The organism is Streptomyces sp. NPDC088817, assembly GCF_044750345.1.
Classification (GTDB): domain Bacteria; phylum Actinomycetota; class Actinomycetes; order Streptomycetales; family Streptomycetaceae; genus Streptomyces.
Genome location: NZ_JBIVJN010000007.1, coordinates 196,315 through 221,893, shown reverse-complemented (window position 1 = coordinate 221,893; position 25,579 = coordinate 196,315). Strand labels below are relative to the sequence as shown.

Genomic DNA, 25,579 nt, shown 5'->3' with positions numbered 1-25,579 from the left:
GGGGCCGTCAGGATCCCAGCGTGGTGAGCAGCCGCTGAAGCGAACCTCCCAGGCCCCAGCGGGCCGCCAGCTCCTCGAGCGCCGCCGGATCGCGCGGGGCGCGCGGCAGCGCCGTGTCCACGTCCGGCAGCGGGACGTCGGCGGCGACGCGCACGACCTTCGGCGCCACCGCGAGGTACGGCCGCGCCTCGTCGAGGCGCCTGCGCTGCGACGGCGTGAGCTTCGCCTTCGGGTCGTCGACCGCCGCCATGATCCCCGCCAGGTCGCCGAACCCGGCGAGCAGCCTGGCCGCCGTCTTCTCACCGATACCGGGCACGCCCGGCAGCCCGTCGCTCGGGTCGCCGCGCAGCAGCGCAAGATCCGCGTACCCCGGCCCGTCGACCCCATACTTCTCCCGCAGCGCCGCCTCGTCGGTGGCCTGAAGCGTGCCGACGCCCTTGACCGGGTACAGCACCCGGATCCCACGGGCGTCGTCCACCAGCTGGTACAGGTCCCGGTCACCGGTGACGATGTCGACCGGGCCGCCCGCCCGCGCGGTGAACGTGCCGATCACGTCGTCCGCCTCGTACCCCGCCACACCCACCCGGGCGATGCCCACCGCGTCCAGGACCGACTCGATCACCGGGACCTGCGGGGACAGCGTGTCCGGCACCTCCTCCTCGTCCGGGCCGCCGGTGTGCTCCGCGGCCACCCGGTGCGCCTTGTAGGAGGGGATCAGCTCCACCCGCCAGGCCGGACGCCAGTCCGCGTCCATGCAGGCCACCAGGCGGTCGGGCCGGTGGTCCCTGACCAGCCGGTCGATGAAGTCGAGCAGCCCGCGCACGGCGTTCACCGGCGTGCCGTCCGGGGCCCTGATCGACTCCGGGACGCCGAAGTAGGCGCGGAAGTAGAGGGAGGCGGTGTCGAGGAGCATCAGTCGTCCGGTCACGTCCGCATCATGCCGTACGGCACCGACAGTCACCGGACGGCGGAAACGGTGGATTCCTGGTGGACGCGGGGCGAGGACATTGTGAACCAGGCCACGTTTGGTTTGAGCCAAAAGGGTCTGGGCAGGCGCGCCTCGGATCGAAGGTGGTTGCTTTCTTCAACTGTTGGCGGCCCTCTGCGTCCTGTCCCTGGCCCCGAGACAAGAGGTACGCGTGTCTTCAAGACTTCAGGCCCAGCACCTGTTCAAGGTGTTCGGCCGACGACCGGACGAGGCAGTGGAAAAGCTACGGCAGGGTGCCGACCGCGAGGATCTGCGCGCCGGCGGCACCACCGCCGCCGTCATCGACGCCTCCTTCAGCGTCGATCCAGGCCAGATCTTCGTCGTCATGGGCCTGTCCGGATCCGGCAAGTCCACGCTCCTGCGGATGCTGAACGGGCTGCTGGAGCCGACCGCGGGCACCGTCAGTTTCGACGGCCAGGACCTGACCGCGCTCAGCGACCGCGAGCTGCGCGAGGTCCGCTCCAGGAAGATCAGCATGGTCTTCCAGCACTTCGCGCTCTTCCCGCACCGCAGCGTCCGCGAGAACGCCGCCTACGGTCTGGAAGTGCAGGGCGTGCCCCGCGCCGAGCGCGAACGCCGCGCCGACGAGGCGCTCGCCCTGTGCGGTCTGGCCGGCTGGGAGTCCTCCTGGCCCGACGAGCTCTCCGGCGGCATGCAGCAGCGGGTGGGCCTGGCCCGCGCCCTGGCCACCGACGCCGACCTGCTGCTGATGGACGAGTCCTTCAGCGCCCTGGACCCGCTGATCCGGCGGGACATGCAGGACCAGCTTCTCCAGCTCCAGAAGACGCTCAAGAAGACGATCGTCTTCATCACCCACGACCTCAACGAGGCCATGCGCCTGGGCGACCGGATCGCCGTCATGCGCGACGGCCGCATCGTGCAGACCGGCTCCGCCGAGGACATCCTGCTGCGCCCCGCAGACGACTACGTCGCCTCCTTCACCCAGGACGTCGACCGTTCCCGGGTGCTGACCGCGGAGTCGGTCATGGACCGCGACGTACGCGGCGACGAGGCGGACTGCGGCTGCGACACCGCGACCCCGCACACCCCGTTCACCGAGCTGTGCGCGATCAGCGCCCGCGTGCCCCACCCGGTCGCCGTGCTGGACGAGGACCACGACCTCGTCGGCATCGTCCCGCGCCGGCGGCTCGTCGGCTTCCTGGGCGACGAGCAGAGCACCCAGGTGAGCTGCGACGCGCCACGGGACAAGGGCGGCGACAAGGCGGTGGCCCGTGCCTAGGATCCCGCTCGGCGACTGGGTCAACTCCGCGGTCGACTGGCTGCTCGGCCACATGTCCTGGCTCTTCGACTTCTTCAAGGCCGTCTTCACCGGCACCTACGACGGCATCAACGCCGTCCTCCAGGCGCCGCAGCCGCTGCTGCTCGCGGGCATCTTCGCCGTGCTCGCCTGGTGGCTGCGGGGCTCCCTGGCCGGAGTGCTCACCTTCGTGGGGTTCGCGTTCATCGACTCCATGGAACTGTGGTCGGACGCGATGGTGACCCTGTCACTGGTCCTCGTCGCCACGATCATCGCGCTGGTCGTCTCCGTGCCGGTCGGCATCTGGGCGGCCCGCTCGGACCGGGTGAGCGCCGTCGTCCGGCCGGTCCTGGACTTCATGCAGACGCTGCCCGCGATGATCTACCTCATCCCGGCCATCCTGTTCTTCGGCACCGGCGCCTCCGCGGGCATCGTCGCCACCCTGATCTTCGCCCTCGCGCCCGGCGTCCGCATGACGGAGCTGGGCATCCGCCAGGTCGACAAGGAACTGGTGGAGGCGGCCGAGGCGTTCGGCACCACGCCCCGCAACACGCTGCTGCGCGTCCAGCTCCCGCTGGCGCTGCCCACCGTGATGGCCGGCGTCAACCAGGTGATCATGCTCGGTCTGTCCATGGCCGCGATCGCCGGCATGGTCGGCACCGGCGGCCTCGGCGGCGACGTCAACGAGGCCATCGGCCAGCTCAACGTCGGCCTCGGCTCCGAGTCCGGCATCGCCATCGTGATCCTCGCGATCTACCTCGACCGCATGACCAGCGCCCTGGGCACCGAGGTCTCGCCGCTCGGCCGGCGTGCCGCCGCCAAGGCGCGGGCCGCCAAGGGCCTGAAGATATGGTCCTACCGGCCGCAGCCGCAGGTCGCCGTGATCGGCGTGGTGGTCCTCGCCCTGGTCGCGGGCGGCATGGGCCTCTTCGCGGGCGGCGGCAGCACGACGGCCGCCGGTGACGGCGGCGACGTCGGCCACGGCAAGAAGATCACCATCGGTTACATCCCGTGGGACGAGGGCGTCGCCTCCACCTTCCTGTGGAAGGAGGTCCTCGAACAGCGCGGCTACCAGGTGGACGCCCGCCAGTTCGACGCCGGACCGCTCTACACCGCGCTCGCCCAGGGCAACGTCGACTTCGAGACGGACTCCTGGCTGCCGACGACCCACGCCCAGTACTGGAAGAAGTACGGCAGCCGGCTCGACGACCTCGGCTCCTGGTACGGGCCGACGTCCCTCGAGCTGACCGTCCCCTCGTACATGAAGGACGTGAACTCGCTCGAGGACCTCAAGGGCAAGGCGTCCACCTTCGGCGGGAAGATCACCGGCATCGAGTCGAGCGCCGGCATGATGGGCCTGCTCAAGAGCAAGGTCCTCAAGGACTACGGCCTGGACAAGGAGTACAAGGTCGTCGACAGCTCCACGCCCGCCATGCTGGCCGAGCTCAAGCGCGCCTACAGCAAGAAGGAACCGATCGTCGTCACGCTCTGGTCGCCGCACTGGGCGTACAGCGACTACGACCTGAAGAAGCTGAAGGACCCCAAGGGCTCCTGGGGCAAGGGCGACGGCGTGCACACGCTGGCCCGCAAGGGCTTCGCGAACGACGACCCGGTCGTCGGCGACTGGCTGAAGAACTTCAAGCTGACCGAGAAGCAGCTCACCGGCCTCGAGGCCGAGATCAACAAGGCGGGCAAGGGCCGCCAGCAGGACGCCGTCCGCGCCTGGCTGAAGGACAACCCGGGCGTCGTCGACAAGCTCGCCCCGCTGCCCGGCGGCTCCGACGCCAAGCCGGCCGAAGCCAAGCGCACCCTGAACGTCGCCTGGTTCCCCTGGGACGAGGACATCGCCGTCACCCACCTGTGGAAGAACGTCCTGGAGCGCCGCGGCTACCGGATGAACATGAAGCAGATGGACGTGGGCCCGGTCTACACCGGCCTGGCCGGCGGCGACATCGACCTCAACTTCGACGCCTGGCTGCCCTACGCCCAGAAGAACTACTGGGACAAGAGCAAGGACAGACTCAAGGACCTCGGCACCTGGTACGAGCCGACCTCCCTGGAGATCGCCGTGCCCTCCTACGTCAAGGACGTGAAGTCCCTGGAGGACCTCAAGGGCAAGGCGTCCACCTTCGGCGGGAAGATCATCGGCATCGAGCCGGGCACCGGCGAGATGGACCTGCTGAAGACCAAGGTCCTGCCCGGCTACGGCCTGGACAAGGAGTACAAGGTCGTCGACGGCTCCACGCCCGCGATGCTCGCCGAGCTCAAGCGCGCGTACGCCAGGAAGCAGCCCGTGGCCGTGGTGCTGTGGTCGCCGCACTGGGCGTACAGCCGCTACGACCTCACCAAGCTCGCCGACGACAAGAAGCTCTTCGGCGAGGGCAACACCGTGCGCACCATCTCCAGCGCCAGGTTCCCCGAGCAGTACCCGCAGCTCACCAAGTGGATCAAGAACTTCAGGATGAGCGAGGACGAGCTCGGCAGCCTGGAGAGCGAGATCAACCAGCGCGGTCAGGGCCACGAGGACGAGGCCGTCACCGCCTGGCTGAAGCAGCACCCCGACGTCCCGGCGCGGATGACCCCGCAGTAGCCTCCGCTCCGGACACCGCCGAAGGGGCGGGCCGCCCCGCATCGCCCGCGATGCGCGGGACGGGCCCGCCCCGCACGCTTGTCCACAGGAGGATTCCGGCCAACCGTGCGGAGCCACCCCCACGCATCCCGGAGCCGCGCGATCCTTACAGGCATGTGACGGCGACAGGAAACTGTTTGCCGGACATGCGTAGGGTGCAGAGAACTCATCAGAAGGAGTGCGCCCGGAACCGGGCCCGCGGGCAGCGGCCCCACGAACAGCGGACCGACGAGCGAAGGAGGGAGCCGGAGCGATGGGCGACAACAAAGAGCGGCCCCTCCGGGTGGGCGCGGCCGTCCGGCGGCGCCGCCGTGCGCTGGGGCTCACCCTCGCCGTGGTGGCCGACCGCAGCGGTCTGTCGGTCCCCTTCCTGAGCCAGATCGAGAACGACCGGGCCCGGCCCAGCCAGACCTCCCTGGAGAAGGTCGCCGACGCCCTGCGCACCACCGCCGTGGAACTGCTCGCGGCGGCCGACCCGGCGTGCAGCGTCGACGTCGTACGCGCCGAGGCCACCGAGCTGGAACCCGAACCGCGGGTGCGCTCCCTGGTGCGCGGCCACCACCAGCTCCACGCTTCCGAGTTCACCGGCGACCACGACGCCGGCCGTGAATTCCAGCACCGCAACGACGAGTTGATGTACGTCGCCGACGGAGCGGTGGAGATCGAGGCGGAGGGCCGGGCCTACCGGCTGGTGCGCGGCGACACGATGTACCTCACCGGCGGGGTCCGCCACCGCTGGCGGGCGACCGTGCCCGACACCCGGGTGGTCGTGGTCGCGGTCGCCGAGCACATCGAGGCGGTCCAGGACCGGTCGCGCTGATGCGGGTCGTCTCGCTGGTCCCCTCGCTCACCGAGGCGGTGGCCGTGTCCCTGCCCGGCGTGCTCGTCGGTGCCACCGACTGGTGCACGCATCCGGCCGGCCTCGACGTCGTCCGGATCGGCGGCACCAAGAACCCCAAGGCGGACCGGATCGCCGCCCTCGCCCCCGACCTGGTGATCGCCAACGAGGAGGAGAACCGGAAGCCCGACCTCGACGCCCTGCGCGCGGCGGGCCTGGAGGTCCTGGTGACCGAGGTCAGGGACCTGCCGCAGGCCTTCCGGGAACTGGACCGGGTGCTGCGCGCGTGCGGCGGGACCGCCCGTCCCCGGTGGCTGGACGAGGCCGAGGCCGCCTGGGCGTCGCCGCCCGTGCCGCCGCGCCGTACGACAGCCGTCGTACCGATCTGGCGGCGGCCCTGGATGGTGCTGGGCCGGGACACCTTCGCGGGTGACGTCCTGGCCCGCCTGGGCGTCGACCACCTCCACGCCGGGCACGCCGGACGCTATCCGCGCGTCCCGCTGGAGGAACTGCGGGCGGCGGCCCCGGACCTCGTCGTACTGCCGGACGAGCCGTACCGCTTCACCGCCGACGACGGCCCCGAGGCCTTCCCCGGGCTGCCCTGCGCGCTGGTCAGTGGGCGGCACCTGACGTGGTACGGGCCGTCGCTGGCACGGGCTCCGCGGGTACTGGACGAGGCGCTGCGAGCAGCGCGCCGCTGATCAGCCCGCGGACGGTGTGCACGCCCGCGGCGGCCCAGGCGGTCACCAGGACGGCGTACAGGGCGACCGCGAGGGCGCTGTAGGCGGTGAGGTGGGTGTGCCGGGCGAGAGCCGCGGCGCCGGTGACGCAGGTGCCCACCGGGAAGGTGAACGACCACCAGGTCATCGCGAAGCCCATGCCCTGGCGGGCGGCGCGCAGCACCTGGGCGGCGGCGAGGGCGAACCACATCAGCGCGAAGCCCATCACCGGGACGCCGTACAGGACGGCGAGCACGCCGAAGCCGCCGGCGTACGGGGCCGGCACGACACCGGGGGCCCTGTCCGCGAACGCGCCGACGGCGGTGGTGGACTGCCCGAGCGGGCCGAGGACCAGGAACAGCGTCGGGGTCAGCGCGAGCGGCAGCGGGCCCGCCGTGACCAGCCGGCCGAAGATCACCGGCAGGACGACCAGGGTCGCGAGCAGGCTGAGCCCGAACATCGCCACACACGCCAGGAGCAGGGTCGCCCGCGCCTGCCCGGGCGGCAGGTGCGGCACGAGGGCGGGTCCAAGGGCGGCGGACACCATGGGCGCGACCAGCGGCAGCAGCCACACGGGCGTCGCCTGGTGCGGCTCGATCCGGTGGTGCACGACCATCAGGTACGGCACGGCGACGGCGGCCGCGAGCCCGACGGCCGTACCGACGGTGAACAGCACGCTGTCCAGGGCCACCGCGGCGGGAACGCCGATCCAGTCCCGCCCGACGGACAGGGCGCCGCCGCCGACCGCCAGCAGGGCCATGGACAGACAGCCGTAGAACGGCGCCGCCGCCGGGTCCAGCAGGTGGGCGCGGGCCTGGTCGCGGTGGTGGATCCAGTGCAGGGTGCGGGCGGTCAGCAGGACCATGAGCCACACGAGCGAGAGGACCCACACGGCGGCACACACGGTACGCAGTCCGGGGATGTGCGGCGGCAGCGCGGCGCCCGCCGTGCCGACGGCGGCGGTGCCCATGACGGAGGCGTACCAGTTGGGGCCCAGATGGCGGACGGCGGGGACGCGGGGCCGGGGTGCGGCCTGCCGGGGCAGGGTGTGGGCTGCGGTGACCATGACTCAAGGTTTCCTCGGTCCATACGCTCCCACCAGGGGGTTTGTGTCTATCACGACATAAGCTGGCCTTATGAGGAGCGGTGAGAGCACCCAGAGGACCGAGGCGAGCGGAGAGGCCGGCACGGGCCGGCGGCCGGGGACCTCGCTGGCGCACCGGGTGCCCGACCTGGGCGCGCTGGAACTGCTGCTGGCGGTGGCACGACTGGGCAGCCTCGGCGGGGCGGCGCGGGAGCTGGGCATCACCCAGCCGGCGGCGAGCAGCCGGATCCGCTCCATGGAGCGGCAGCTCGGCGTGGCGCTGGTGGACCGCTCGCCGCGCGGATCGCGCCTGACGGACGCCGGAGCCCTGGTCACCGACTGGGCGCGGCGGGTCGTGGAGGCGGCGGAGGCCTTCGACGCGGGCGCGCAGGCGCTGCGGGACCGGCGGGACTCACGGCTGCGGGTGGCGGCGAGCATGACGATCGCGGAGTACCTGCTGCCGGGCTGGCTGATCGCGCTGCGCGCCCGGCGGCCGGACACGGCGGTGTCCCTGCTCGCCGGGAACTCGGCGGTGGTGGCGGAGCGGTTGCTGGGGGGCGAGGCGGACCTCGGCTTCGTGGAGGGGGTGTCGGTGCCGTCCGGTCTCGACTCCGTCGTGATCGGCCACGACCGCCTGCTCGTGGTGACCGCCCCGGCGCACCCGTGGGCCCGGCGCCGGCGCCCGCTGTCCGCGGAGGAACTGGCCACCACGCCGCTGATCCTGCGCGAGAAGGGCTCCGGCACGCGGCAGGTGCTGGACGCGGCGCTCGGCGGCCTGGCACGCCCGCTGATCGAGCTGTCCTCCACGACGGCGGTGAAGGCGTCCGCGGTGAGCGGAGCGGGCCCGGCGGTGCTCAGCGAACTCGCGGTGGGCGAGGAGCTGTCCCTGCACCGCCTCGTCCCCGTCCCCGTCGACGGCGTCACCCTCGAACGCGACCTGCGAGCGGTCTGGCCCACCGGCCACCGCCCGGCGGGCCCGGCCCGCGAACTGCTGTCCCTGACACGGTCATGAGGTGAACGCCTCCGGGCCGGCCCGGGCTACAGGAAGGTGTGCCCCTCGCCCCGGTACGTCGGCACGGCGGCCGTGACGCGGTCGCCCTCGACGAGGTGCAGCGTGTCGAACCGTTCGCACAGCTCGCCCGCCTTGGCGTGCCGGAACCACACCTTGTCGCCGATCAGCAGGTCGTCGGCGGGGGAGCCGAGCAGCGGCGTCTGCACCTCGCCCGCCCCCTCCTGAGGGTCGTAGCGCAGCCCCTCGGGCAGGTACGGCACCGGGAGCCGGTCCGCGCCGGGCGCGCCGGAGGCCGGGTAGCCGCCGCCCAGGACCGTGACGACCCCGACCCCCGGGCGCCGGACGACGGGCAGGGCGAACAGCGCCGCCGGACGGCCGCGGAACGACGTGTAGTTGTCGAAGAGCCGCGGGACGTACAGCCCGGAGCCCGCGGCGATCTCGGTGACCGCGTCCTCCGCCGCCGTGTGCTGCACACTGCCGGTGCCGCCGCCGTTCACGAACTCCAGGTCCGGCGCCACGGCCCGGACCGCCCGCACCACGGCGGCACGCCGCTCGGCGAGTTCCCCGCGTGCCGCGGCCTGCATCAGCCGGATCGCGCGCGACCGCAGCGGCCGTCCCGCGACCGCGTCTCCCACGCCCGCCACATGACCCTCGTAGGCCATGATCCCCACGAGCCCGAACCCCGGGCGGCGGGCCACCGCACGGGCCATGTCGGCGACCTGGGCGGGGGAGTGCAGCGGGGAGCGGCGCGCGCCGACCCGCACGCGACCGCCGAGCAGCCGCAGCGAGGTGTCCAACTCCAGGCAGACCCGCACGACTTCGCCTCCGCCCCCGCGTGCGGCGTCGATCAGGTCGAGCTGCGCGGGGTCGTCCACCATCACCGTGACGGCGCGGGCGAGCTTGGGGTCGGCGGCGAGTTCGGCGTAGGCGGCGCGGTCGGCGGACGGATAGGCGAGCAGCACGTCGTCGAAGCCGGAACGGGCCAGCCACAGGGACTCGGCGAGCGTGAACGACATGATGCCCGCGAAGCCCTCCTTCGCCAGGGCGCGTTCGAGCAGGGCCCGGCAGCGCACGGACTTGCTGGCGACCCGGACCGGCTTGCCGCCGGCCCGGCGGACGAGGTCCTCCGCGTTGGCGTCGAAGGCGTCCAGGTCCACGATCGCGACAGGGGCGTCGAGTTGGGCGGTGGCCCGGTCGTAACGGGCCCGGTCGGCGGCGCGCGGAGTCATGGACGCAGCCTGCCAGACCTGATTACCGCAGGGTAGGGGGATGTTCCGGGCAGATCCCCCTGGGCTCGCGGACTGGTTCCCGCCGGGGTCGGGGCAGCCCGTAGAGTGACGCGCACGCCCGGCGGAACCTGGAAGTGATTCCGGCCGCAGCGTTGAGCCGGGATGGCGGTTCGCTCGTACGGGTATGCGTGTCCGGTGACGACGAGTCCGCGCCGGGCGGGGCGACGAGGACGGCCGTGCCCGGTGAAACGGCACGGGCACGAGGAAACGGGGGGTGCATGAGCACGGAAGCGCGCCACGCCCCCGTCCCCCCAAGGCCCGTGGGGCCCACGGGCGGCGACGGCGACCCGAACCCGCCGGCCCCCGCCGCCGACGGCCCACCCACCGGGCCCGCGCCCGCCGCGGGCGTGACACGACCGGGGCCCAGCGGCGCTACGTCCACGGAGGCACGGGGTACGTCGACGGGCCCCACGGCGGGCCGCGCGGCTCCGAGCCCGAGTGCTCCCCCGCACGGCACTTCGACGGGCCCCACGGCTCCGGGACTGAGTGCTCCCCCGCACGGCACTTCGGCGGGTTCCGGCGCTCCGGTTCCGAACGGCTCCCCGAGCGGTGCTCCGGCGGGTTCCGGCGCTCCGGACATGGGCGGCTCATCGCCTGCCGGGACAGGGGGAGGAGCGGCCGGCCCGGACACGGACGGCAGTGCGGGACACGGCACCGGCTTCCCGCCGCCCCGCACCGGCCCCGGCGCCGACCGCGCCCAGGCCACCATCGACTCCCGCCCCCGTTACCCGGACTTTCGTGCCCCTTCCCGCCGCGGCACCACCACACCCCCTACGACACCGCCCCCTCCCCCCGCCTCGGCCCGCTTCCCGGACGCACCGCCGACGATCGGCAACCAGACAGCGCGCCGACCCGGCCCCGGTCGGGCGGAGGGCCTTCCTCCCGGCACGCCGACGGCCGAGAGACGTGCGCCGTTCGGCGACGGGGGCGCGCGGACCTCGGACCGCCTTTCCGGCAGGCGGCCGGGCACTGGTCCCGGCACGTCCGACCCCGCCACGTCGACGACGCCCGGACCCGACCCCTCGGGTGGGCGGCGCGCGCCCGACGACGCGTCAGGAAGTGCGGTCGCCGGGGCTGGGAGGGCCACCACTCGCCTCCCCGGTGAGCCGACGATCCCCGGACGACGCGAAGGCGAGAACATACCCCCGCGTCCGGGGCACCGCCCCTCGACGGCGCCGCGCGGCAGCGGCGCGCCCGTCGAGAGCGTGTCGGAGACGACCAGGCGTCTGCGCCCCGTCCCCGTTCAGAACCCGGCACCGAGCGCACCACCCCGCCCGACGACCACTCCGCCCGCACATGACCCCCGGCCGGGCGCCGCGTTCGGTGCCCCGCCGCTCGGCGGGGCGGCGGGCATGAGCCGGGCGCGACCGTCCGCTCCCTACCTGAGCACCCCCGCCGCGACACCCCCGCGCGCCCCGGGTGCCGCCCCCGCACCCGACCCGGCGTTGTCCTGGAGCACGGCCATGGCGCCGGCCACGGGATTCGGCACGGGGTTCGGGGAGCCGGACGCGTACGACCGGCGGACACGGACGGCCGGCGCGCTGATACGGCCGAGGGTCGCCGTCGCCGCCGCCTGCATGGTGCTGGGGCTCGGGCTCACCGGCGGCGCCGTGACCGGCAGTTGGCTCACCGGGGAACCGGGGAAGCCCGGCGCGGCGGGCGGCTTCGCCACGGCCGGCGCCATGTGGCACAGCGTCCCCGTCGACCAGCTCTTCCCGCCCACCGTGGACGGCCGCGGCGCAGGACCCGGCGGAGCCGCCCGCACCTGGACCCGTGTCGCCGTCGCCCCGGACAGCGGCTGCGCGGGCGCCTTCGACCCGCTGCTGCGCGAGGCCCTCGCCCCCGTCGGCTGCGCCCGCCTGCTGCGCGCCACCTACACGGACGCCACCCAGAGCTACGTCACCACCGTGGGCCTGCTCTTCACCAAGGCCGACGCCCCCGCCATGACCTCCCTCGCCGCACGCTTCGAGAACGAGGGGCTCGCCCGGCGCACCGACCTCGTGCCGCGCCCGTACGCCGCCAAGGGCACGGTCGCCGCGGCCTTCGGCGACGGGCAGCGCGCCTCATGGACCGTCTCCGTACTGACCGAGGCCCCGGTGGTCGTCTACGCCGTCTCCGGCTGGGCCGACGGCCGCGCCGCCGGCACCCCGGAGCCCGCCGCCGACGCGACACGGTCCGGAGCCACCACCCCCGCCGCGCAGGCAGGCCTCGGCAACGAGGCCCAGGGCCTCGCCGACCGCATCGAACGCGGCCTGCGCCAGACCGTCAAGACCGCCACGGAGGAGCCCTCGTGACAGCCGCCGTGACGCCCGGCAACCGCAGCCCGCGCCGGGTGCTCGCAGTCGGCGTCCCGAGTCTGTTCCTCGCCGCCTGTCTCGCCCTCGTGCCGTCCGCCGTCGCGCACGCCGACGGCATCCGCGCCCAGCAGTGGGGCCTCGACGCGATGCACACCCAGGAGGCCTGGCGCACCACCCAGGGCAAGGGCATCACCGTCGCCGTCCTGGACACCGGCGTCGACGACGACCACCCCGATCTGCGCGGCAACGTCCTGCCCGGCAAGGACATGATCGGCTTCGGCGCGCGGCGCGGCGACCGGCCCTGGGCCCGCCACGGCACCGCCATGGCCGGCATCATCGCCGGTCACGGCCACGGCCCCGGCAACGCGGAGGGCGTCCTCGGTATCGCGCCCGAGGCCAGGATCCTGCCCGTGCGGGTGATCCTGGAGGAGGACGACTCCGCCCGCGGCAAGGCCCGCAGCAGCCGGGGCAACGCCCTCGCCGAGGGCATCCGCTGGGCCGCCGACCACGGCGCCGACGTCATCAACCTCTCCCTCGGCGACGACTCGGACTCCGCGCACCCCGAGCCCGCCGAGGACGAGGCCGTCCAGTACGCGCTGAGCAAGGGCGCCGTCGTCGTCGCGTCGGCCGGCAACGGCGGCGAGAAGGGCGACCACATCTCCTATCCGGCGGCCTACCCGGGCGTCATCGCCGCGACCGCCGTGGACCGCTACGGCACCCGCGCCTCCTTCTCCACCCGCCGCTGGTACGCGACGGTCAGCGCGCCCGGCGTCGACGTCGTCATCGCCGACCCCGACCAGCGGTACTACGAGGGCTGGGGCACGAGCGCCGCCTCCGCCTTCGTCTCCGGCGCCGTCGCCCTCGTCAAGGCCGCCCACCCCGGCCTGACCCCCGCCCAGATCAAGAAGCTCCTGGAGGACACGGCCCGCAACGCCCCCGCCGCCGGCCGTGACGACTCCCGCGGCTTCGGCATGATCGACCCCGCCGCCGCCATCAAGGCCGCCGGCCGCCTCAAGCCGGAGGGCCTGACCGCTGCGTCCTACGGCGAGCGCTACTTCGGCACCGGCCCCGACTCCGCCGAGTCGTCCGACGCCGCCTCGGGCTGGGCGGGCCCCCTCGTGGGCAGCGCCGGGGGAGTGATGCTGGTCGTGGCGATAGTCCTGTGGCGCGGCCGCCGCGAGGACCGCACCGACTTCCGGCTGTAGAGCCCGGGTCTTCCGGCCACGGCCGGGGCTCAGGCCCTTCGGCCGAACGCCGACACCGCCGACCGGGCTGCCTCCTCCACCAGGGCGATGCCCTGCTCCTTCGTCGGGTTGCCGCTGGACAGGGCGGCCACCAGGTGCTCGTCGCCGCCGGCCGTCACCCGCCCGATGCTGTTGACGACCCACAGACCGGTCGCGTCACGCGGCATCCAGCCGTTCTTCAGGGCCCACCCGGAGTCGTCGGCGGCGGCCGACACACCCCAGTCCTGGCCCGGGACGATCCGCCCCATGAGCCCCTGAAGGTACGCCCGCGAGTCCCCGCTCAGCTCCGAGCGGGCGCCGAACACCTGCTCCAGCAGCACGAGCTGATCGGCGGCCGTGGTCCGGGTCAGGCCCCACCGCGGGCCGTCGCCGCCGGTGGTCCGCGTGAGTCCGAACCGCTCGTTGGCCGCGTTCAGGCCGTCGGCGCCGCCGATGTCCCGCCACAGCGCCGACGCCGAGTCGTTGTCGCTGCTCTCGATCATCGCGGCGGCGTACGTCCGCTCCCGCGCGGTCAGCCGCCGACCCGTGTCCTGGGCCCGCAGCAGCAGGGCCGCCAGGATGTCGACCTTGACGATGCTCGCCGTGTCGAACAGGGCGTCGCCGTACCCGGCGCTCACCCCGGAGCCGAGGTGAAGAACCGCCACCGCCACGGTCGCGCTCCCGGTCACCGCCACCGGCCCCGACCCACCGTCGACTGTCTCCACCGCTCGCCTCCCGCACCCGGCCCGTCCGCCGCCGCCGACGATACGGGCCCGAACGTCCCTCGGGAGCAGTCCCGCGCAGGGGCCAGGGGACCCTGAGAGAGCGGGCACCGTCCCGGATAGGGTCGGCACCGTGGCGACGAAGAACATTCCCGACTCCGGCTTCTCCGACGACGACGGCTCCGCCGACCCCGGGCTCAGCACGGCGCTCACCGCCTGGGCCGCGGACCGCACCGCCGTGGGACCCGTCCTGGAGGCGCTCAGGAGCGCACGGCTGCTCGTGCCCGTGGTGGCCGTCCTCGGCGAGGTCGAGGAGGACGATGAGGAGGAGCGCGAAGCCCCTTGGAAGGGCGGTGGTGGGAGACGGGAGGGCGGGCTGCGCCGGGAGAAGACCAGCGAGATGGCCGTCCCCACCCTCAAGGCCGGCCACCGCACCGCCCTGCCCGCCTTCACCGCCACCGACTCCCTGGCCCGCTGGGACCCGGACGCCCGGCCCGTGGCCGTACGGCTGCACCAGGTCCTGGAGGCCGCCGTGCACGAGAAGGCGGACACGGTGGTGCTGGACATGGCCGGACCGGTGCCGTTCGAGCTGACAGGACCCGCCCTGCTCGCCCTCGCCGAGGGCCGTACGACCATCGACCCGCTGGCCGACCCGGCCGTCGTCACCGCCGTGCGGGAGGCCGTCGCCGCCGAGCCCGCCGTGCTGCGCGCCCACCTCGGGCGGGGGCGGGCCGACGGAACCCTGGCGCTGGTGCTCGACCCCTCCGTCCCCACCGCCCCCGCCGAGGCCGCCCGCGCCGTCGCCGAGCGGCTCGCCGCCAGCGAGACACTGAGGGCCCGCCTGGTGCGCGGCCTCGACCTGGCACTGCTGCCGGCCGGGGCGACGCCGCCTGGCGAGCCCTTGTACGTGAAGGAGCGGGGACCGGCTGCGTGACGCAGCGGTGATCGGCTGGGGCGGGTTACGGGGAGAGGCGAACGCTCAGCCGTAGATCGGCCCGGTGTACTTCTCGCCCGGGCCCTGACCCGGCTCGTCCGGGACGACGGAGGCCTCGCGGAAGGCCAGCTGCAGCGACTTCAGGCCGTCGCGCAGCGGCGCCGCGTGGAAGGAGCTGATCTCGGTGGCGCTGGCGTCCAGCAGGCCCGCGAGCGCGCTCACCAGCTTGCGCGCCTCGTCCAGGTCCTTGTACTTGTCGCCCTCCTCGGTCAGACCGAGCTTCACGGCGGCGGCGCTCATCAGGTTGACGGCGACCGTCACGATCACCTCGACCGCCGGGACCTCCGCTATGTCGCGGGTCATGGCGTCGAAGTCGGTCTGCTCGGCGGGGCCGGAGGGGGAGGTCTCACTCATGCCCCACACGATAGGCGCAGGACGGGGGCGTTCCGGCAGTGAGGCCCGGACAGCCTGAATTAGCCGTTCCCCAGCGATCCTGCTAACCTTGTGTGACGACCGGCTGGACGTGTATGCCCAAGGTGAAAGCCGAGGTGTACGGGTCCGGCCCACAAGTGGAGGCTTCGAACTCCCACCTGACCGCCCTCTGGGCGGCGGGTCACCGGTCAGACGGTCCCGTCCCGGCGACGGCGATCCGTCCGAAGTGCGCCCCGCGGCCATCGCGGCGGTCGTTCCGGTAGTTCGAGGAGCCCCGCCTGTGATCGTCCGGGGCATTTTTCGTGCTTCGGCGCGGTTAGGTCTGTCGAACACAGAGTACGCGGCCGTCCGCCAGACCGCCGTGTGGTGCTAACCGAGGAGGATCCATCAGCGCCGAGCCCCGCATCAACGACCGGATTCGCGTTCCCGAGGTGCGACTTGTCGGTCCCAGTGGCGAGCAGGTCGGCATCGTGCCGCTCGCGAAGGCACTGGAGCTTGCGCAGGAGTACGACCTGGACCTGGTCGAGGTCGCGGCGAACGCCCGTCCGCCCGTCTGCAAGCTCATGGACTACGGGAAGTTCAAGTACGAGTCGGCCATGAAGGCCCGTGAGGCGCGCAAGAACCAGGCGCACACGGTCATCAAGGAGATGAAGCTCCGGCCGAAGATCGACCCGCACGACTACGACACCAAGAAGGGTCACGTCGTCCGGTTCCTCAAGCAGGGCGACAAGGTCAAGATCACGATCATGTTCCGTGGTCGCGAGCAGTCCCGGCCCGAACTCGGCTACCGGCTGCTGCAGCGGCTCGCGGAGGACGTCCAGGACCTCGGCTTCGTGGAGTCGAACCCGAAGCAGGACGGCCGCAACATGATCATGGTTCTCGGTCCGCACAAGAAGAAGACCGAGGCGATGGCCGAGGCCCGCCAGGCGCAGGAGGCCCGCAAGGCCGACGCGAAGGCCAACCCGGGCCGTTCGCAGAACGCCGCGGACGCCGAGGCGCCGGCCGAGGAGCACGCCGAAGCGTGACCCCCGGGACCTCCCGGTCCCAGGACGTAACCGATACAAGAGCGACGCTCCACCGTGCCCGGTTCTCGCGACCGGGCATCGGAGCGCCACCTACGAGGAGAGAACGGCGCTATGCCGAAGAACAAGTCGCACAGCGGTGCCAGCAAGCGCTTCAAGGTCACCGGCTCCGGCAAGGTGCTCCGTGAGCGCGCCGGCAAGCGCCACCTGCTCGAGCACAAGTCGTCCCGTCTGACGCGTCGCCTCACCGGCAACGCCGAGATGGCCCCGGGCGACGCCAAGAAGATCAAGAAGCTTCTCGGCAAGTGACACGGCGGCGCGTGATCGCCCCGCGATCCCCGCGCCCCGTACGTCAGAACCGGGACCCAATCGTTTCCGGGCCGTGTGAGGACAACCACGGCCCCGCTACAAGGAGTCAATCAAGTGGCACGCGTCAAGCGGGCAGTCAACGCCCACAAGAAGCGCCGGGCGATCCTCGAGCAGGCCTCCGGCTACCGCGGTCAGCGTTCGCGCCTGTACCGCAAGGCCAAGGAGCAGGTCACCCACTCGCTGGTCTACAACTACAACGACCGCAAGAAGCGCAAGGGTGACTTCCGCCAGCTGTGGATCCAGCGCATCAACGCCGCTGCCCGCGCCAACGGCATCACGTACAACCGCTTCATCCAGGGTCTGAAGGCCGCGAACGTCGAGGTCGACCGCAAGATCCTGGCCGAGCTGGCCGTCAACGACGCCGGCGCGTTCGCCGCGCTCGTCGAGGTCGCTCAGAAGGCTCTGCCGAGCGACGTCAACGCGCCCAAGGCAGCGTGACGCGGCGCCGGCCCGGCCGGTGCGATCCATACGGACCCGTGGGCTCTGCCCGCGGGTCCGTCGTCTGTGCGCCGCGCGGTGACCGAGGCACGTACGGCACCGCCCGGGACCGCTGGCAGACCACCGCCGCGGCGGAACGTTCCTACCGAAGGTGAAGCTCTCGATGCCCCCCGCCACCCCTGACCTGATCTCCCCCCGCTCGCCCCGCGTCTCGGCAGCGCGGCGGCTGGCCAAGCGGAACTTCCGGGGCAAGGAGCGGCTGTTCCTCGCGGAGGGGCCGCAGGCCGTGCGGGAGGCGGCGGCCCACCGGGCCGGCGACGCGCCCACCCTCGTCGAACTGTTCGCCACGGTCGAGGCCGCCGAACGGTACGCCGACATCGTGGGCGAGGCCCGCGCCGCGGGGGCCCGGATCCACCTCGCCGCCGACGACGTCATCGCCGACATCTCCACCACCGTCACCCCGCAGGGACTCGTCGGCGTCTGCCGGTTCCTCGACACCCCCTTCGAGGACATCGTCGCGGCCCGCCCGAAGCTCGTCGCCGTCCTCGCCCATGTGCGTGACCCCGGAAACGCCGGCACCGTCCTGCGCTGCGCCGACGCCGCCGGAGCCGAGGCGGTCGTCCTCACGGACGCCTCCGTCGACCTCTACAACCCCAAGGCCGTCCGGGCCTCCGTCGGCTCCCTGTTCCACCTGCCCGTGGCCGTCGGTGTCCCCGTCGAGCGGGCCGTGGCCGCGCTCAGGGACGCCGGGGTGCGCATCCTCGCCGCCGACGGCGCGGGCGAGGACGACCTGGACGACGAGCTCGACCACGGCACCATGGGCGGCCCCACCGCCTGGGTGTTCGGCAACGAGGCCTGGGGCCTGCCGGAGGACACCCGCGCCCTCGCCGACGCCGTCGTACGCGTCCCGATCCACGGAAAGGCCGAGAGCCTGAACCTCGCGACCGCCGCCGCCGTATGTCTGTACGCGTCGGCCCGTGCGCAGCGCGGCTCCGGAGGATGCCGCTCCGCCACCCGCAACCAGTAGGGTGACCAGCCCGGGGGCCTGCTGCACCGGCTGAGAGGTGGGGTGAGGGGATGAGTGTCGGCACCGGTCGCGCGCCCGGAGCGCGGGACGCGAGACGACCACCCGCGCCCCGGCAGGACGATCCCGCGGGTCTCGGCATCGACCCCGACGACCTGCCCGACGGACTGGTGATCGCCGACGAGCACGGGCGGATCGTCTGCTTCAACGCCGCCGCCGCCCGGATCAGCGCCGTACCCGCCGACCAGGCTCTCGGGCAGCCCCTGGAGAAGGCCCTGCCCCTGGAGGACCTGGAGGGGCGCCGCTGGTGGCAGCTCACCGACCCCTACGGCGGCCTCGCCATCCGGGTGGGCCAGCCCGAGCGCAACCTCCTGCTGCACGGCGGCCGCGAGGTCCTCGTCTCCGCGAAGTACGTCCGCACCCACCCCACCGGCCCGGTCCGCCGCGTCGTCGTCTGCCTGCGCGACACCGAGGCCCGCCGCCGCACCGAGCGCAGCCACGCCGAGCTGATCGCCACCGTCGCGCACGAGCTGCGCTCGCCGCTGACCTCCGTCAAGGGCTTCACGGCGACCCTGCTCGCCAAGTGGGAGCGGTTCACCGACGACCAGAAGCGGCTGATGCTGGAGACCGTCGACGCCGACGCCGACCGCGTCACCCGGCTCATCGCCGAACTGCTCGACATATCCCGCATCGACTCCGGCCGGCTCGAGGTGCGCCGCCAGCCCGTCGACATGGGCGCCGCAGTCGGACGGCACGTGCAGGCGTACGTCGCCGCCGGCCAGCCCGCCGACCGGTTCCTGGTGCGGGTCGAGCAGCCGCTGCCCGAGCTGTGGGCCGATCCCGACAAGATCGACCAGGTGCTGAGCAACCTCGTGGAAAATGCCGTGCGGCACGGCGAGGGATCCGTCACCATCGATGTCACACCGGCGCCGTCCCCTCGGGAGGGGGAGGACGCGGGGAACACCGCCACGTCGGTCACGGTGAGCGACGAGGGGCCCGGCATCCCGGAGGAGTCCATGAACCGTGTCTTCACCCGCTTCTGGCGGGGCAGCAAGCGCGGTGGAACCGGTCTCGGGCTCTACATCGTCAAGGGCATCGTCGAGGCACACGGCGGCACCATCGCGGTCGGCCGCGCCCGAGGGGGCGGCGCGGAGATCCGATTCACCCTGCCCGTGGGCACCCCGGCGCACCTGCTCTGAGCACCCGCCGAGGCCCCACGGGCGCATTTGCTTTCCCCGGCCCCGTTAGACTCGGCCTTTGGCACCTTTGTGTCCCGAAAGCCGTGACGATCTGTCCGCGAGTCGGTGCGAGTCGGTGACGGGGACCTCCAGCCAGCCAATCGGAAGCACGGGAAGAGATGTCGGCACCCAATAAGTCGTACGACCCTGTCGAGGTCGAGGCGTTGAAACCGGAAGAGATCGAGCGCATGCGGGACGAGGCGCTCGCCGCCTTCGCCGCCGCGGACTCCCTCGACGCGCTCCACGAGGCAAAGGTCGCCCACACCGGCCCCGCCTCTCCGCTCTCCCTCGCCAACCGCGAGATCGGCGCCCTGCCCCCGCACGCCAAGGCGGACGCCGGCAAGCGGGTGGGCATGGCCCGCGGCGCGGTGAACAAGGCCCTCGCCGGCCGCCAGAGCGAGCTCGAGGCGGAGCGTGACGCCCGTGTGCTGGTCGAGGAGGACGTCGACGTCACGCTGCCGTACGACCGCGTACCGGCCGGCGCCCGCCACCCGCTGACCACGCTCTCGGAGCGGATCGAGGACGTCTTCGTGGCCATGGGCTACGAAGTCGCCGAGGGCCCGCAGGCCGAGGCCGAGTGGTTCAACTTCGACGCCCTGAACATCGGCCCGGACCACCCGGCCCGCGGCGAGGCCGACACCTTCTTCGTGAAGGGACCCAAGGGCGGCAGCGAGTCCGGTGTCGTGCTGCGCACCCACACCTCGCCCGTGCAGATCCGCTCCCTGCTCGAACGCGAGCTGCCGGTCTACGTGATCTGCCCCGGCCGCGTCTACCGCACCGACGAGCTGGACGCCACCCACACGCCCGTCTTCCACCAGGTCGAGCTGCTCGCCGTGGACGAGGGCCTGACCATGGCCGACCTCAAGGGCACCCTGGACCACATGGTGCAGTCCCTGTTCGGCGAGGGCATGAAGACCCGGCTGCGGCCGAACTTCTTCCCCTTCACCGAGCCGTCCGCCGAGATGGACATGGTGTGCTACGTCTGCCGCGGCGAGTCGGTGGGCAACCCCGACCGCCCCTGCCGCACCTGCTCCTCCGAGGGCTGGATCGAGCTGGGCGGCTGCGGCATGGTCAACCCCAAGGTGCTGACCGCCTGCGGCGTCGACCCGGAGAAGTACAGCGGGTTCGCCTTCGGGTTCGGCATCGAGCGGATGGCGATGTTCCGCCACAACGTCGAGGACATGCGAGACATGGTCGAAGGTGACGTCCGGTTCACCCGGCCGTTCGGGATGGAGATCTGATGCGGATCCCGCTTTCTTGGCTGCGGGAGTACGTCGACCTGCCGGCGACGGAGACCGGGCGCGACGTCCAGGCCAAGCTCATTTCGGCCGGCCTGGAGGTCGAGACCGTCGAACAGCTCGGCGCCGACCTCAAGGGGCCGCTCGTGGTCGGCCAGGTGCTGACCATCGAGGAGCTGGAGGGCTTCAAGAAGCCGATCCGCTTCTGCACCGTCGACGTCGGTCAGGCCAACGGCACCGGTGAGCCGCAGGAGATCGTCTGCGGCGCCCGCAACTTCGCCGTCGGCGACAAGGTCGTCGTGGTGCTGCCCGGCGCCACGCTGCCCGGCGGCTTCTCCATCGCCGCCCGCAAGACCTACGGCAGGACCTCGCACGGCATGATCTGCTCCAGCGACGAGCTGGGCATGGGCGACGACGGCACCAAGGGCATCATCGTGCTGCCGCCGGAGACCGAGGTCGGCAAGGACGCCATCGAGCTGCTGGAGCTCGTCGACGAGGTCCTCGACATCGCCGTCACCGCCAACCGCGGCGACTGCCTGTCCCTGCGCGGCGTCGCCCGCGAGACCGCCATCGCCTACGGTCTGCCACTGCGCGACCCCGCCCTGCTCGACGTACCGGCGCCGAACGCGTTCGGCTACGCCGTGCGGATCGACGAGCCGCACGGCTGCGACCGCTTCACCGCGCGCACCGTCTCCGGCCTCGACCCCGAGGCGCGCTCCCCGATCTGGCTCCAGCGCCGCCTCCAGAAGGCCGGGATGCGCCCCATCTCGCTCGCCGTCGACATCACCAACTACGTGATGCTGGAGCTCGGCCAGCCGCTGCACGCCTACGACCGCAAGCTGGTCCAGGGCACGATCGGCGTGCGCCGGGCCGAGGAGGGCGAGAAGTTCACCACCCTCGACGGCGTCAAGCGCACGCTGCACGCCGAGGACCTGGTCATCACCGACGAGCGCGGCCCCATCGGCCTCGCCGGTGTGATGGGCGGCGCCAACACCGAGATCGCCGATCACGAGGACACCGAGAACGCGACCACCGAGGTGGTCATCGAGGCCGCGCACTTCGACCAGGTCTCCATCGCGCGCACCGCCCGCCGCCACAAGCTGTCCTCGGAGGCCTCCCGGCGCTTCGAGCGGGGCGTCGACCCGCAGGCCGCCTCCGCCGCGGCCCAGCGCACGGTGGACCTGCTGGTCCTGCTCGCGGGCGGCGCTGCCGACGCCGGTGTCACCGAGGTCGCCGCGCCCGCGGCCCCGCGCACCATCACCGTGCCGGCCGACCACCCCGACAAGGTCGCCGGAGTCGCCTACGGCCGTGAGGCCGTCGTCCGCCGGCTCCAGCAGATCGGCTGCCAGGTGACGGGCCAGGACGAGCTGACCGTCACCGTCCCGTCCTGGCGGCCCGACCTGACGGACCCCAACGACCTGGCCGAAGAGGTCATCCGCCTGGAGGGCTACGAGAACCTGCCCTCCACGCTGCCCCGGCTCCCCTCGGCCCGCGGCCTCACCCACCGCCAGCGGGTGCACCGCCGGGTCGGCCGCGCGCTGGCCGGCGCGGGCTACGTCGAGGCGCCGACCTACCCGTTCGTCGGCGAGCAGGTCTTCGACCAGCTCGGCCTGGAGCCCGGCGACCCCGCGCGCCGCGTGGTCCGGCTGGTCAACCCGCTCAACGACGAGGAGCCCGCGCTGCGCACCACGCTGCTGCCGGGCCTGCTCGGCGCGCTGCGCCGCAACGACGGCCGCGGCAGCCACGACCTCGCCCTCTTCGAGACCGGGCTGGTCTTCCACCCGCGCGAGGAGCAGCGGGTCGCCGCGCGGCCGCCCGTCGACCGGCGTCCCACCGACGAGGAGATCGCCGAGCTGAACGCGGCGCTGCCCGAGCAGCCGCGCCACGCGGCCGTGGTCCTCGCGGGCGCCCGTGAGCAGACCGGCTGGTGGGGCAAGGGCCGCCCGGCCGACTGGGCCGACGCGGTCGAGGCCGCGCGGACCGTGGCCCGTGAGACCGGTGCCGAACTCGTCGTCCGCAAGGGCCAGTACGGCCCGTGGCACCCGGGCCGGTGCGCCGAGCTCGCGGTCGTCGTGGACGGCACCGAGCGGGTCGTGGGCCACGCGGGCGAACTGCACCCGCGCGTGGTCAAGGCGTTCGGCCTGCCCGAGCGAACCTGCGCGATGGAGCTGAACCTGGACGTGCTGGAGGAGGCCGGCGACGACACCCCGCGGGCGCCGGGCATCTCCACGTTCCCGGTCGCCACGCAGGACGTCGCCCTCGTCGTCGACCGGCCGGTCCCGGCCGCCGACGTCGAGGCCGCGCTGCGCGAGGGAGCCGGTGAACTCCTGGAGTCCATCCGGCTGTTCGACCTCTACGAGAACGCCGAGCAGCTCGGTGAGGGCCGCAAGTCCCTCGCCTACGCGCTGCGCTTCCGCGCGCCGGACCGCACGCTGACCGTGGACGAGGCGTCCGCGGCCCGTGACGCGGCGGTGGCGCTGGCGGCGGAGCGCACGGGGGCGGAGCTGCGGAGCTAGCCGCTCACGCGTTTCAAGCGCGGGGGACCGCGAGTCCGTCGCCGGCCGCGAGTGGTCGGTGGCTGGTCGCGCAGTTCCCCGCGCCCCTTCGGGGCGCGACCGGAGGTGCCGTGCCGGGCCGCCGTGCTGATCGAGGGGGAGCCGGCGGCCCGGACGGCCTCTTGGAGGAGGCGGTTCAGTCAACCGGGCGGGGACCGGGCGCGACAGCGCGCGTACGGCCCGGATGCGCGTGCTCCGTTCACACCCCGTGTGAACGCGAACGCACTACGCTGTCGCCACCGAGCCACCGGGGGGCACCCATGCAGCCCAACACACTGCTCGACGCGATCCTGGACGAGGCCGGGATCTCGCACGCGGGCCTGGCAGCGCACGTCAACCAGGAGGGGCGCGCCCGCGGACTCGCCCTCCGGTACGAACACACCGCCGTGGCCCGGTGGTTGAAGGGCCAGCGGCCGCGCGGCCAAGTGCCCGACCTGATCTGCGAAGTGCTGGCGAGCCGGCTGCAACGGCCGGTCACGCTCGACGACATCGGCCTCGGCGTGCCCGGCGAGCCCTCCGCGCCGCACGCCACCTCGCTGTCCGGGTTCGTCGAGCGCGCCACCGCCCTGTGGCGCTCCGACGAGCAGCAGCGCCCGCACCTCCTCGGAGCCCCCGCCATGACCGGCACGCCCGCCGTCATGCCCGTGTGGGAGTGGGAGAACCCGCCCGAGGACGTCGACGTCTCCCGCGGTGGTCGGCACCGGGTCAGCCTCTCCGACATCGAGATGCTGCGCGCCGCCCGCGCGCACTACGAGCAGATGTACCGCAAGACCGGCGGCGTGGCGACCCGCGGCCGTGTCGTGGGCTTCCTCAACGCCGAGGCCGCCCCGCTGCTGCGCGGCAGCTACACCGACGCCACTGGCCGCCAACTCCACCGTGCCACCGGCGCGTTGGTGGCGATCGTGGGGATCTGCGCCTACGACTCCGACGCGCACGGCCTGGCCCAGCGCTACTTCCACCAGGCACTCCGGCTCGCCAAGGCCAGCGGGGACCGGGGACTCGGCGCGTATGTGATCGCGCTGCTGGTCAACCAGTCGCTGTTCATGCGGGAGTTCCGCCAGGCCGTCGCCTTCGCCGAGGCCGCGCTGCGCGCCGCCGGCCAGCACATCACCCCCGCGCTCGCCTCCGACCTGTACGCGATGCAGGCCAAGGCCTACGCCCACCTCGGCGACGGCACGAGCGCCCTGGCCCGCATCCGGCGCGCGGAGTCCGCCGCCGAACGCATCAGACGCGGACACGAACCCGACGAGACGGGCTACGTCCAGCCGGGCCTCGTCAACGTACAGGTGGCGGAGGCCCTGCTGAGCCTCGGCGAGCTGGCCGCCGCCGAGGAGCACGCCGCGGCCGCCGTGGACAACCCCGCGCACGACCGCGGCCGGGTGCACCGGCTGGCCATGCTGAGCACGGTCGAACTGCGCCGGGGCAACGCCGACAAGGCGGTGGACACGGCGGTGCGGATGGCCGAGCAGGCCCGCGGGATGGAGTCGCAGCGGCTGCGGGACAGACTGCGCGCGGTGCGCGAGCACCTGGTGCGCAGCGGCTGCGCCGGCACGGCGGAGGCGGCCGAACTGATCGACGGGGCCCTGCGCGTACCGCTGTGACCGCGGCGCGGTGCTCCCGGCGACCGCTCGTGCGTCTGCTGCTGGAGCGTTTCGGCTGCGATATTGCCACTGACCCGACGGAAGGTGGCAGAACCGTGCAGTGGACGAAACAGAACGAACAAACCGTGTACGCGAATCGCTGGTTCACCGTCAATCTCGCGGATGTCGCGCTGCCGGACGGCCGGCATCTCGACCACTTCCTGATACGGCTGCGGCCCGTCGCCGTGGCCACGGTGGTGAACGAGGCGGCCGAGGTCCTCCTCCTGTGGCGCCACCGCTTCATCACCGACAGCTGGGGCTGGGAACTCGCGGCGGGCGTCGTGGAGGACGGCGAGGACATCGCGGCCGCGGCGGCCAGGGAACTGGAGGAGGAGACCGGCTGGCGGCCGGGACCCCTGCACCACCTCATGAGCGTGGAGCCGTCCAACGGACTCACCGACGCCCGGCACCACATCTACTGGTCGGACGAGGGCGAGTACATCGGACACCCGGTGGACGACTTCGAGTCCGACCGCCGGGAGTGGGTCCCCCTCAAGCTCGTACCCGACCTGGTCGCCCGCGGCGAGGTCCCGGCCGCCAACATGGCGGCCGCGTTGCTGCTCCTGCACCATCTCAGGCCGGGCCAGGACACCCGGCCCTGACCTGGCGAACGTTGCCCTGGGGGCTTTC

The 25,579-nt window shown here is 73.0% G+C and carries 21 protein-coding genes and 1 pseudogene; 17 read left to right on the top strand and 5 right to left on the bottom strand.

Annotation, left to right across the window (positions count from 1 at the left end):
* Positions 1–7 precede the first annotated feature (7 nt).
* The gene (locus tag ACIP4X_RS15525; RefSeq protein ID WP_391456630.1) at positions 8–913 is read right to left on the bottom strand and encodes a 5'-3' exonuclease H3TH domain-containing protein; all 906 of its coding nucleotides are present in this window, start codon (positions 911–913) and stop codon (positions 8–10) included.
* A gap of 226 nt (positions 914–1,139) precedes the next feature.
* Between ACIP4X_RS15525 and ACIP4X_RS15520 the strand changes: the two genes are divergently transcribed.
* The 4 genes from ACIP4X_RS15520 (at position 1,140) to ACIP4X_RS15505 (ending at position 6,414) form a co-directional block, all read left to right on the top strand.
* Positions 1,140–2,228 carry a betaine/proline/choline family ABC transporter ATP-binding protein gene (locus ACIP4X_RS15520; RefSeq protein WP_391456452.1) on the top strand — a complete coding sequence of 363 codons (1,089 nt, stop codon included), beginning with the start codon at positions 1,140–1,142 and terminating at the stop codon, positions 2,226–2,228.
* The gene (locus tag ACIP4X_RS15515) at positions 2,221–4,836 is read left to right on the top strand and encodes an ABC transporter permease/substrate binding protein (RefSeq protein WP_358736139.1); all 2,616 of its coding nucleotides are present in this window, start codon (positions 2,221–2,223) and stop codon (positions 4,834–4,836) included. The genes ACIP4X_RS15520 and ACIP4X_RS15515 overlap by 8 nt, the downstream gene beginning before the upstream one ends.
* A 292-nt stretch (positions 4,837–5,128) precedes the next feature.
* On the top strand, positions 5,129–5,695 hold the full coding sequence (locus tag ACIP4X_RS15510) for an XRE family transcriptional regulator (RefSeq protein WP_358736138.1): 567 nt from the start codon (positions 5,129–5,131) through the stop codon (positions 5,693–5,695).
* Positions 5,695–6,414: a helical backbone metal receptor gene (locus tag ACIP4X_RS15505; RefSeq protein WP_358736136.1), complete on the top strand. Its 720-nt coding sequence runs from the start codon at positions 5,695–5,697 to the stop codon at positions 6,412–6,414. The genes ACIP4X_RS15510 and ACIP4X_RS15505 overlap by 1 nt, the downstream gene beginning before the upstream one ends.
* Here the strand turns inward: ACIP4X_RS15505 and ACIP4X_RS15500 are convergent.
* Positions 6,326–7,498 carry a TDT family transporter gene (locus ACIP4X_RS15500; RefSeq protein WP_358736134.1) on the bottom strand — a complete coding sequence of 391 codons (1,173 nt, stop codon included), beginning with the start codon at positions 7,496–7,498 and terminating at the stop codon, positions 6,326–6,328. The genes ACIP4X_RS15505 and ACIP4X_RS15500 overlap by 89 nt on opposite strands.
* A gap of 70 nt (positions 7,499–7,568) precedes the next feature.
* On the opposite strand from ACIP4X_RS15500, the gene ACIP4X_RS15495 reads away from it, so the two are divergent.
* Positions 7,569–8,528: a LysR family transcriptional regulator gene (locus ACIP4X_RS15495; protein ID WP_358736132.1), complete on the top strand. Its 960-nt coding sequence runs from the start codon at positions 7,569–7,571 to the stop codon at positions 8,526–8,528.
* 26 nt (positions 8,529–8,554) lie between these two features.
* On the opposite strand, the gene ACIP4X_RS15490 is transcribed toward ACIP4X_RS15495, so the two are convergent.
* Positions 8,555–9,757 carry an amino acid deaminase/aldolase gene (locus tag ACIP4X_RS15490; protein WP_358736130.1) on the bottom strand — a complete coding sequence of 401 codons (1,203 nt, stop codon included), beginning with the start codon at positions 9,755–9,757 and terminating at the stop codon, positions 8,555–8,557.
* Positions 9,758–11,169: 1,412 nt separating this feature from the next.
* Between ACIP4X_RS15490 and ACIP4X_RS15485 the strand changes: the two genes are divergently transcribed.
* The gene (locus tag ACIP4X_RS15485; RefSeq protein WP_391456456.1) at positions 11,170–12,111 is read left to right on the top strand and encodes a hypothetical protein; all 942 of its coding nucleotides are present in this window, start codon (positions 11,170–11,172) and stop codon (positions 12,109–12,111) included.
* Positions 12,108–13,319 (top strand): type VII secretion-associated serine protease mycosin, encoded by a 1,212-nt coding sequence (gene mycP / locus ACIP4X_RS15480; RefSeq protein ID WP_391456458.1) that lies wholly within the window; start codon positions 12,108–12,110, stop codon positions 13,317–13,319. The genes ACIP4X_RS15485 and mycP overlap by 4 nt, the downstream gene beginning before the upstream one ends.
* 29 nt (positions 13,320–13,348) lie before the next feature.
* Here mycP and ACIP4X_RS15475 read toward each other — a convergent pair whose 3' ends face one another.
* The gene (locus tag ACIP4X_RS15475) at positions 13,349–14,209 is read right to left on the bottom strand and encodes a hypothetical protein (RefSeq protein ID WP_391456460.1); all 861 of its coding nucleotides are present in this window, start codon (positions 14,207–14,209) and stop codon (positions 13,349–13,351) included.
* On the opposite strand from ACIP4X_RS15475, the gene ACIP4X_RS15470 reads away from it, so the two are divergent.
* A complete protein-coding gene (locus tag ACIP4X_RS15470; protein WP_358736125.1) occupies positions 14,193–14,993 on the top strand; it encodes an SseB family protein in 801 nt (266 codons plus the stop codon). The two genes, ACIP4X_RS15475 and ACIP4X_RS15470, sit on opposite strands and share 17 nt — an antisense overlap.
* A 45-nt stretch (positions 14,994–15,038) precedes the next feature.
* On the opposite strand, the gene ACIP4X_RS15465 is transcribed toward ACIP4X_RS15470, so the two are convergent.
* A complete protein-coding gene (locus tag ACIP4X_RS15465) occupies positions 15,039–15,407 on the bottom strand; it encodes a DUF1844 domain-containing protein (RefSeq protein WP_358736123.1) in 369 nt (122 codons plus the stop codon).
* A 379-nt stretch (positions 15,408–15,786) separates the two neighbouring features.
* On the opposite strand from ACIP4X_RS15465, the pseudogene infC reads away from it, so the two are divergent.
* The 9 genes and pseudogenes from infC (at position 15,787) to ACIP4X_RS15420 (ending at position 25,551) form a co-directional block, all read left to right on the top strand.
* Positions 15,787–16,450 (top strand): annotated as a pseudogene (infC, locus tag ACIP4X_RS15460) (translation initiation factor IF-3).
* A 111-nt stretch (positions 16,451–16,561) separates the two neighbouring features.
* Positions 16,562–16,756, top strand: a complete 195-nt coding sequence (rpmI, locus tag ACIP4X_RS15455; RefSeq protein WP_007829094.1) for a 50S ribosomal protein L35 — start codon at positions 16,562–16,564, stop codon at positions 16,754–16,756.
* A gap of 114 nt (positions 16,757–16,870) precedes the next feature.
* Complete coding sequence (gene rplT, locus ACIP4X_RS15450) at positions 16,871–17,254, top strand: 50S ribosomal protein L20 (protein WP_004002577.1); 384 nt, start codon at positions 16,871–16,873, stop codon at positions 17,252–17,254.
* Positions 17,255–17,417: 163 nt separating this feature from the next.
* On the top strand, positions 17,418–18,281 hold the full coding sequence (locus ACIP4X_RS15445) for an RNA methyltransferase (RefSeq protein ID WP_358736121.1): 864 nt from the start codon (positions 17,418–17,420) through the stop codon (positions 18,279–18,281).
* Positions 18,282–18,331: 50 nt separating this feature from the next.
* Positions 18,332–19,477, top strand: coding sequence for an ATP-binding protein (locus tag ACIP4X_RS15440; protein WP_358736119.1), 1,146 nt, complete (start codon positions 18,332–18,334; stop codon positions 19,475–19,477).
* 158 nt (positions 19,478–19,635) lie between these two features.
* On the top strand, positions 19,636–20,757 hold the full coding sequence (pheS, locus tag ACIP4X_RS15435; RefSeq protein WP_391456464.1) for a phenylalanine--tRNA ligase subunit alpha: 1,122 nt from the start codon (positions 19,636–19,638) through the stop codon (positions 20,755–20,757).
* Positions 20,757–23,270: a phenylalanine--tRNA ligase subunit beta gene (pheT, locus tag ACIP4X_RS15430; RefSeq protein ID WP_391456466.1), complete on the top strand. Its 2,514-nt coding sequence runs from the start codon at positions 20,757–20,759 to the stop codon at positions 23,268–23,270. The genes pheS and pheT overlap by 1 nt, the downstream gene beginning before the upstream one ends.
* A gap of 299 nt (positions 23,271–23,569) precedes the next feature.
* Positions 23,570–24,910 carry a transcriptional regulator gene (locus tag ACIP4X_RS15425; RefSeq protein ID WP_358736113.1) on the top strand — a complete coding sequence of 447 codons (1,341 nt, stop codon included), beginning with the start codon at positions 23,570–23,572 and terminating at the stop codon, positions 24,908–24,910.
* Between the two features lie 95 nt (positions 24,911–25,005).
* The gene (locus ACIP4X_RS15420; protein WP_358736112.1) at positions 25,006–25,551 is read left to right on the top strand and encodes an NUDIX domain-containing protein; all 546 of its coding nucleotides are present in this window, start codon (positions 25,006–25,008) and stop codon (positions 25,549–25,551) included.
* Positions 25,552–25,579: the final 28 nt, after the last annotated feature.